The organism is Burkholderia puraquae, from assembly GCF_002099195.1.
GTDB classification, from domain to species: Bacteria; Pseudomonadota; Gammaproteobacteria; order Burkholderiales; family Burkholderiaceae; genus Burkholderia; species Burkholderia puraquae.
Genome location: NZ_NBYX01000077.1, coordinates 1 through 616, shown reverse-complemented (window position 1 = coordinate 616; position 616 = coordinate 1). Strand labels below are relative to the sequence as shown.

Below are 616 nucleotides of genomic sequence, written 5' to 3'. Positions count from 1 at the left end.
ACGCCGCCGAACGCGGCGAATGCGCGGGCGTGTGCGTCGAACAGCATCTCGTGACTCTGGGTGGGATAGGCGACCAGCCAGAAGGCGCGGCTGACGTTCAGCTTGACGTGGGCGACCTCCAGGCGTCGCCGCAGGCCGCCGATGAAGGCGTATTCACAGCTCCAGTCGAACTGGAACGCCTCGCCGGGCTCGAAGGCCAGTGGTACGTAGGCCTTTCTGCGWGGAGCTTCGGCCAGCTCCTCGTGCCAGCGCCGAACAAACGCGCTGACGCGGCCGTAGCTGCCGGCATAGCCCTCGCCGCGGATCGCCTCGAACATGAACCGCGCAGTGCGCCGGTCACGCTTCGGGCGATGACTGTCAGCCCGCAGCCAGCCCGTCAGCTGTGCGGCCCACTCGTCGACGACGCTTGGACTGACGCGCTTCGGATACTTCGGCTCGACGGCATCGGTCTGCCGCAGCCAGCTGCTCACCGTGTTTCGGGACAGGCCCGTACGCCTCGCAATCTCGCGCAGCGGGACCTTCTCGCGGAAATACATCCGCCTGATCTTGGCCAATATGCCCACCGTGATCACCTTTGTATCCCCTGCTCAAGGATTGAGCAGGGCATTCAATCACG

The 616-nt window shown here is 65.4% G+C and carries 1 protein-coding gene; it reads right to left on the bottom strand.

Translation table 11 applies throughout. The features are described 5' to 3' along the window. On the bottom strand, window positions 1-563 hold a 563-nt coding region (gene istA, locus B7G54_RS37855; RefSeq protein WP_133059279.1), incomplete at its 3' end, for an IS21 family transposase. Between the last annotated feature and the right edge of the window lie 53 nt (window positions 564-616).